Here is a 7,733-nt window from a genome sequence, read left to right on the forward strand (position 1 = left end):
CCCCGGCGCCCACCCCGGCGGCGACCCCGACCCAGCGCCCGACGTGCACCTGAGGACGGTCGTCGACGGACTCGACGGTCCCCGGGGCGTCGACGCCCTCGGACGCGGGATGACCCTCGTCACCGAGGCCGACGGCACCTTCAGCCTCGTGGTCGAGAAGGGCCGGGGCCACGGACCCCGGCGGACCCGCGTCGTCGAGCTCGGACAGGTGACCAGCTCGCTAGCTCCGGCGATCGCCCTCGGCCGTGGCCGGACCGTCTGGCTCCTCACCACCGCCGACGACCCGGGAACGACGGCCGACGACGACACGGCCGCCCGGCTCTTCAAGTGGCGTCCGTGGTACGACGCCGTACGCGAGGTCGCCGACATCGGTGCGCACCAGGTCGCCGACCCGGACTCCGCCGACCTCGAGTCCAACCCGACGGAGAGCAACCCGTTCGGCCTCACGGCCCTGCGTGACGGCACCGTCCTGGTCGCCGACGCCGCCGGCAACGACCTCCTCCGGGTCAGGCGCAACGGCAAGGTGACCACGGTCGCCCGGCTCCTCCCGCGGACCGTGACCGTCCCGCCGGGGCTGCCCGGCGCGGGCAGTGCCGTGCCGTCCGAGGCCGTGCCGACCTCGGTGACCGTCGGTCGTGACGGCGCGTGGTACGTAGGTGAGCTGCGCGGCTTCCCGGCCACTCCGGGCACCTCGCAGGTCTGGCGGATCGAGCGCGGCGCGTCGGGCGCGACCTGCGACCCGGCCGCCCCGACCACCGGGCCCTGCACCCGGTACGCCGACGGGCTCACGTCCGTAGTCGACCTCGCCACGGGCAAGCACGGCATCTACGCCGCCGGCCTGTCGAAGCTCGGCTGGCTCGCGATCGAGGCCGAGACCCCGCCGCCGGGCGCCGACATCGGCTCGGTCCACCTGCTCCGCCGGGCCGGGGCAGAGCCTCGCGAGATCATGCCGGGTGCCTTCCGGCTGCCGGGCGGCATCGACGTCGCCGGTGACCTCTACGTGGCGGGACCGATCTTCGGCCCGGGCACGCTGCAGGCGGTCGGCCACCACCGGCGTCACGACGGACGGCACGGAGCCGCCTGGCGCCGCTGGCTCGGCTGAGCCCGTTCGCTGCGCCCGGCCCGTGCCTCGGGCCGGGCGCAGTCCGCGTGTCGGCCGCGGCCGGCACGCGACCGAGGATCCCTCACCTGGATGATGACGCCGTCCGTGGGGTTGAGCATCCTCGGAGGTGCCCGGCCCCACCGCCGAGCGCCCTCGTGCACAGCGCTGCCACCCCCCACTCGGCCGCGCGCCTGCCCAGACGAGCGGTCGCCACGGACGGCTGGTGGGGCCGGGCCTCACGCGCGTAGCGCGGAGCTGCCCTCCAGGCGGGTCACCACCGCCACCGCCGCCAGCTGCGCGTTCACGTCGAGCTTGCGCAGGACCGCCCGCACCTGTGACCGCACGGTCGACATCGAGATGTCGAGGTTCCAGGCCAGGACGGCCGCCGACTGGCCCGCCCGCAACCCGGCGAGCACCTCACGCTCCCGCGGCGTCAGCCGTTCGAGCCGCACCAGCAGCCGGCGCTCCTCCGGCGGCACGGCGGCCCACCGGGACAAGGCAGAGTCCCGCAGCTCGTCGGCCGGGACGTCGTCACCCGCCTCGACGGCTTCCAGCGCGCCGTACATCTGGTCGATGCTGGCGGCCGCGTCGAGCACGCCTCCGGCGCCCGCAGCCAGCAGTGCGCCCCAACGGGCGCTCCCGGCACCTGACGCCACCACGAGCCACCGGTGCGCGTCCCGTCGGACCAGGGCACAGGCCGCGGCCAGGGACAGCGGGTCCTCCACCTCGCACACCAGGACGCCCGACCTGACCACCGCCTGTGCGGAGGTGGGACCCGGGCCGCTGGCACGCACCGGGCCGTAGCGCCACCGGGAGGTCGCGACGGGCCGGCCGCGGCTGCTCAGCGCCGCCGCGACGGCTTCGCCCATGAGCTGGTGCTCAGCGAGCACCTGGACGCTCGACGGCTTGACGGGCTGCGCATGCGCATCCATGACGAGACCGTCTCCCTCCGGACGTCGTTGTCGCGGCTCCACGTGACGTGGTGGCACCGTTGGACGGTGCCGTCGACGTGACGGTTGTCCACGGCGAGCCGGAGCGGCGTGCTGCCGGGCAAACCTCCCCCGATCTGGTGAGACGACCGCGTCGTCACGGCGGCGACACCCGGTCGCCCCGATCGTCCCGCCGTCCTGCCGGGCGCTCTCGAAACGGGAAAATTTGCCACGTGGGGAACGCTGCGCCGCACGACGTCCCCACAATCGGGTACGGGAAATGAGATGTGGGCCACACGGTGCCCGCTGACGACGACGGTGCAGCGCATGACCGCGCGCAGCTACGACGTCGATCACCAGTACCTCCCGTTCAGGCGTGGCGGTGCGACGAGGGCGGGGAAGCGGGACCTACCGTCACTGCCAGGGGGATCTCGGAGGTGGGGAGTGAGGACGGAGGCGACGACCACCAGCGCCTGGAACGTCCTGGTCATGGCGTGCCTGGTGACACTGCCGCTCGCCCTCGTGAGCTGGATCGCGCCGGGCGAGCGCACCATGGACCGTGCTGCGCTGACCCACGAGGTGGTGCTCTACCCATCCGTGCTCATCGCCGGCGTCGTGCTCTACGTGTGCTGCCGCCTGGCTGCGAACCCGACGACCTGCTGGCTGACCGCAGCGGTCACGTTGGTCGGTGCCCAGGGCATCGGTCAGGCGGCGGTGCGGATCGCGCGTCCCGAGGCGGTCGCCCACCACACGGGCTGGCTCATCGGCGTCGACCTGTGCCTGCAGGCGCTCCTGGTCGCGATGACCGTGCTCGCGGCCCGTCGCACGTTGCCCTTCGACCCCTTCCTGACCGGGCTCACCGTCGGGGTCCTCGCCACGGCAGCCCGGCTGGTCGTGCTTCAGCTGCCGTCCCTCGGCCTCGACGATCTGGCGCTGTGGGCCGCCTCGATCGTCCTGTTCTGCGGTCAGGTCGCCGTTGCGCTGCTCCTCGTGCGTCTGCCGCGGAGCCCGATGTGGTTGCGCGCCAGGATCGGGCTGGCGATCGTCCTGCTCGCCCTCAGCCGGCTCGCCATCTCGTCGGGCCCCCTCGACCGGCCGGGCAACACCGCTGCCATCGTCGGCACGGTCGTGGGCACCGCTGTGCTGCTGGACGCGGCGTTCCGGCTCTTCCAGGTGCTCGCTCGGCGACACGGCAACACGGTGCGCGGCCTGCACGATCGGCTCGAGCACCTCGAGGCGGATGTCCGGCACGACCGCGCTCGCCTCCACGAGCTGGGCGCGACCATCGCAGGCATCGCCAACGCCTCCCACCTGCTCCACACCCAGATCGCGCTGCCGCCCGACCGCCGTCGGGCGTTGGAACGCACGATCGACGCGGAGGCATCCCGGTTGCAACGCCTCATGGACCGCCGGCCGGTCATCGCACCCGAGGAGGTCGAGCTCGACCGCGTCCTGGAGCCGGTCGTCACCGCGCACCGGGCGCGGGGACGCACGGTCACCTGGCGACCCACGGGGGTCAAGGCCCTCTGCCGGCCCGACGACATCGCCGAGGTCGTGAACATCCTGCTCGAGAACGCCGCTCAGCACGCCGGCACCCCGTGCGACATCACCGTGGACGACACCGGCGCGGGGATCGAGATCACCGTCGCCGACCAGGGCAGCGGCGTCCCTGCGGAGATGGCCCGCGACCTGTTCACCTGGGGCAGGCGGGGAGCGCGCTCGACCGGTCAGGGCATCGGACTGAGCATCGCCCACCGGCTGATGGTCGAGCAGGGCGGCGACCTCCGGCTCGCTCCGGACGGTCCCGGCGCCCGACTGGTGGCCGTGCTGCCTGACAGGCACCAGCCGTGGGAGGACCGCGGACGATGACGGGTGCCACGGTCCGCAGGCCCCCCGCGCGGGTCGCCATCGTCGAGGACCACACGCTGTTCGCCGACTCCCTGGACCTGGCGCTCACCATGGAGCACTACGAGGTGCGGCGGGTCTCCGTGCGCGGGACCAACAGCTCCCTGGCCTCGGTGCAGGCCACCGTCCTGGCGGCCCGCCCGCGGATCGTGCTGCTCGACCTTGACCTCGGCCACCTCGGGGACGGGGCACGCCTCATCGCACCCCTTGCCGCGGCCGGCCTGAACATCGTCGTGGTCACCGCCTCCTCGAGCCGGGCCCGCTGGGGCGAGTGCGTCCACCTCGGTGCCCGCAAGGTCATGAGCAAGGCACAGCCGCTCAACGAGATCCTCGCGGTCGTCCGCAAGCTCAGCCGCGGGTCCGTGGTCATGGACGTCGCGGAACGGGAGGCGCTGCTGCACTCGTGGCGCGAGCAGCGCGGCGAGAAGCAGCGGGCGCGAGCGCGGCTCGAGCGACTGACGCGACGCGAGCGCGAGGTGCTGGGGCTGCTGGTCGAGGGCAGGACCGTGCGCGAGATCGCTCAGCAGGGGGTGGTCTCCGAGGCGACGGTGCGCACCCAGGTGAAGTCGATTCTCGCCAAGCTCGAGGTGTCCTCCCAGCTCGCGGCCGTCGGCCTCGCCCACCACGTGGGCTGGGCGACCCCCGATCACTGAGAACGGCCCCTGGTCTTGCCCGATTTGCGGCATGCCGGCCCGGCGGCAGCCCCCTACGTTGAGCGGGACGTTGGACGGAGCCGGTCGGCTCCGCGGGGACCGAGAGGTGGACGAGGCGTGACGGACCTGCTGCTCCCACTCCAGGCCACCAGCTCGCCCGCGGCGCTCGGCACCACGCCGGCGACCTACGTGCCTCCGGTCCCCTCGCTCGTCGTCCGCCCACGGACCCGCACGGGCGTCGCCGTCGCGCTCGTCCGTGACCTGGTCGCCTCGTTGCTCGGTGCGGTGGTCCTCGTGCTGGCGCCGACGGGGCCCCACCCGCAGGTGGTCGCGTGCACGCTCCTGCTGTGGTGCGCGGTGGCGCTCCGGCCCGACCAGGTCCACCCGTCCCACCGTCGCCGCCGCCGCCTCGAGCGTGCGTGGTCCGTCGCACGCCCCGCGTCCCTGGTCGCGCTGGCCGGCTGCGTGGCCGCCGAGGTGCCGGGCCGGGTGCTGCCCCTCGCGCTGTCCAGCGGCACGAACTACACCGCCGGCCAGGCCTTGGCGCTCGCCTGCTCGCTCGCGCTCCCGGTGGCTGCCGCACGGCTGGTGAGCCCCGCGTCCGTGCCGGCCCCGATCCTGGTGGCGGGCGCCTCCCCCGTGGTCACGCGACACGTCACCGACGCGTTCCGACGCGGCGAGCCGGGCGCCGTGGTCCGTGAGGCCCGGATCGTCGAGCGGGAGCGGGGCGAGCAGCGCCCCGGTATCGAGGACGGCGACGCCGCGCAAGCGGTCACGGCCGTCCGGTGCGGGTTCGCGGACCTCCCCGCGGTCGCGGCCAGCACGGGCGCTCGCACCGTCGTCGTCGTGCCCAGCGGTGACGAGCACCCCACGCTCGTGCGCCGGCTCCAGTGGGAGCTCGAGACGACCGGCTGCCGTCTCCTGCTAGCGCCCGGGCCCCTGGACGTCTCCCCGACCCGCGCCGCCACCTGGCACGTCGACGGTCAGCCCCTCCTCGAGGTGCGCCCGTCGCGCCACGGTGCGCAGACCCGCCGAGCGATCGCCGTCGTGGAACGGGTCGTCGCGCTGGTCGCGCTGCTGCTCCTCGCCCCGCTGCTGCTCGGCGTCGCGATGCTGGTCCGCCTGGACTCCCCCGGTCCCGTGATCTTCCGCCAGACCCGGGTCGGGCGCCGTGGGGCGTGCTTCACGATGCACAAGTTCCGCACGATGCGCACCGAGCCGCTCGACCCCGCGCTCCTCGTGAACGAGGCCGACGGCGTGCTCTTCAAGATCAGGCAGGACCCGCGCATCACCCGCGTGGGTGCTGTCCTGCGCCGCTACTCCCTCGACGAGCTGCCCCAGCTGTTCGACGTCGTGCTCGGGTCGATGTCGCTCGTGGGGCCGCGACCGGCGCTGCCGGAGGAGGTCGCGGCCTACGAGGAGGACACCAGCCGACGGCTCGCGGTGCGCCCCGGGATCACCGGTCTCTGGCAGGTCTCCGGCCGCTCGGACCTCAGCTGGCAGGAGACCGTCCGGCTCGACCTGTCGTACGTGGACAACTGGTCGCTGGGTCTGGACCTCAGCATCCTGTGGCGGACCGTGGGCGCGGTCGTGACCCACCGCGGCGCCTACTGACCGGTCACCGCGGACGTCCCCTAATTGGGTGACGACTGCCCTAGTGGCGTGTGTCACCTTGGTCCGCGTGACCCCGTGGCCGCTCATCTGGACCCGTCGTGCCCTCGCCTCGACGCAGGCGCTCTCCCGCCGCAACGCACGCGAGGCCGCCTTGGAGTGCCGCCTCCGCCGTCTCGAGCGCGAGGCGGCGGAGGCGGCACTCTCCCGCAGCTGAGGCGCTCGACAGCAGCTTCCCCAGGGGCGTCGGCTGACCCGCCGGCCTCGATCAAGGCGGACCACCGGTCCGCAGGAGACCACCTGAGGGTCCAAGAACCCACGCGCGCTTGCCGGGACCTGTCAACGGCAGAGGCCGCCCCCGCCACCGGCGGGAACGGCCTCTGTCCGCTGCTTCTCGGGCGGGCTGACAGGATTTGAACCTGCGACCCCTTGACATCCGGCGCGTGGAGGTTGTCCGGCCGGCGTCCTTCGACGGTTCTTGACGATGTGCGCTGTGACCTGCGCGGATACCGACGACGCGGCTATCTAGGCCCTCGTCGGTGTTGACGCCTCACGCTCTTCTTGGACGGTTCACGCTGGGGTTTCCGGGACATAAACGCGGCAGGACTCAAGTCCTACGGGCCTGTCGGCTTTGCGGGTCCTCGGCTCGGCGGCGTTCAAGATCGGCGGTTCGTTCGCGGAGCGCGATGCCGACCGCCGTGGCGATGACAGCGACTGCAACGCGCGCGAACCTCTGGACTTTCAGCAGTTGCAACCCCGGACCTCGTAAACCTTTCGAGGCAGCGGCTTAACGAACGCTCGCGGACAGAGCACGGGACAGTCAGAGCCACCCCGGTCCCACGCTAGGGATGCGTCAAAGCACTCCGGGCCGAATGAGCGGATGGCACTAAGCCCGGATCCACCGACCGGCAGCGGCAACGGGTCCCGGCTGGCTGAGGTTGTCGCTGGCGGCATGACCGCAGGGGTGGGGGCCTGACCTCGCTGTCAGGTGGTTCCACTCAGGGTCCGGGCGGGCCGATCGCTCGGCGGTTGGTCAGGTGGGCGCCGCGGTGGGCGGACCGCAGCCGTGGCCGAAGAGTCGGAGCCAGTCGGGTTCCCATGGCCAGGCGCGCGGGAGGTGCAGCGTGATTCGCCGGGCGGAGGACGCCAGGCGGGCCGGGACGGTGATGAGCTTGCGGCGGATCGTGGCCGTGGTCGCTCGTGCCAATCGCGGGCCGGTGAGCGTCGCTGCGGCGCGGGTGAGGTTGAACGCGATCACCGCGAGGACCAGCCAGGCAGCGTTCGCCGCGAACTTGCCAGAGGGCAGGTGCGCCAACGCGGAGTTCTTCAGGTCGGCGTGGACCTGCTCGATGACCGCGTGCCCACGATGGGTCTTGTCGGCTGCGACGGTGTCCAGCACGGTGGGGTCGGTGGTGGTGAAGAAGGCATGGAACCGCCAGGTGTCGAACAGCGTCTCCTGCCCATCAGACGACTTCGGGTTGAGGTCGGGGATGCGTCGGACTACCAACCTGCCCGACACTCGGTCGGCCTTCT

At 72.9% G+C, this 7,733-nt stretch carries 7 protein-coding genes; 5 read left to right on the forward strand and 2 right to left on the reverse strand.

Annotated elements, in window-relative coordinates:
- Positions 1-1,102, forward strand: a 1,102-nt coding sequence (locus tag G6553_RS20290) for a ScyD/ScyE family protein (protein WP_166196898.1), incomplete at its 5' end; no start/stop codon positions are given.
- A gap of 236 nt (positions 1,103-1,338) precedes the next feature.
- Here the strand turns inward: G6553_RS20290 and G6553_RS20295 are convergent.
- On the reverse strand, positions 1,339-2,034 hold the full coding sequence (locus tag G6553_RS20295) for a helix-turn-helix transcriptional regulator (RefSeq protein ID WP_166196900.1): 696 nt from the start codon (positions 2,032-2,034) through the stop codon (positions 1,339-1,341).
- A 441-nt stretch (positions 2,035-2,475) separates the two neighbouring features.
- On the opposite strand from G6553_RS20295, the gene G6553_RS22330 reads away from it, so the two are divergent.
- The 4 genes from G6553_RS22330 (at position 2,476) to G6553_RS20315 (ending at position 6,417) form a co-directional block, all read left to right on the forward strand.
- Complete coding sequence (locus G6553_RS22330; RefSeq protein ID WP_166196902.1) at positions 2,476-3,900, forward strand: HAMP domain-containing sensor histidine kinase; 1,425 nt, start codon at positions 2,476-2,478, stop codon at positions 3,898-3,900.
- A complete protein-coding gene (locus G6553_RS20305; RefSeq protein WP_166196904.1) occupies positions 3,897-4,589 on the forward strand; it encodes a LuxR C-terminal-related transcriptional regulator in 693 nt (230 codons plus the stop codon). Before G6553_RS22330 ends, G6553_RS20305 begins: the two co-directional genes overlap by 4 nt.
- A 117-nt stretch (positions 4,590-4,706) precedes the next feature.
- Complete coding sequence (locus G6553_RS20310) at positions 4,707-6,203, forward strand: exopolysaccharide biosynthesis polyprenyl glycosylphosphotransferase (protein WP_166196906.1); 1,497 nt, start codon at positions 4,707-4,709, stop codon at positions 6,201-6,203.
- 67 nt (positions 6,204-6,270) lie between these two features.
- Positions 6,271-6,417 (forward strand): hypothetical protein, encoded by a 147-nt coding sequence (locus G6553_RS20315; protein ID WP_166196908.1) that lies wholly within the window; start codon positions 6,271-6,273, stop codon positions 6,415-6,417.
- Positions 6,418-7,233: 816 nt separating this feature from the next.
- Here the strand turns inward: G6553_RS20315 and G6553_RS20320 are convergent.
- Positions 7,234-7,733 (reverse strand): transposase (locus G6553_RS20320; RefSeq protein ID WP_207620078.1); only part of this gene is annotated, 500 nt, incomplete at its 5' end.

Origin of the sequence: Nocardioides sp. IC4_145 (assembly GCF_011250565.1) — a bacterium.
Lineage (GTDB): Bacteria > Actinomycetota > Actinomycetes > Propionibacteriales > Nocardioidaceae > Nocardioides.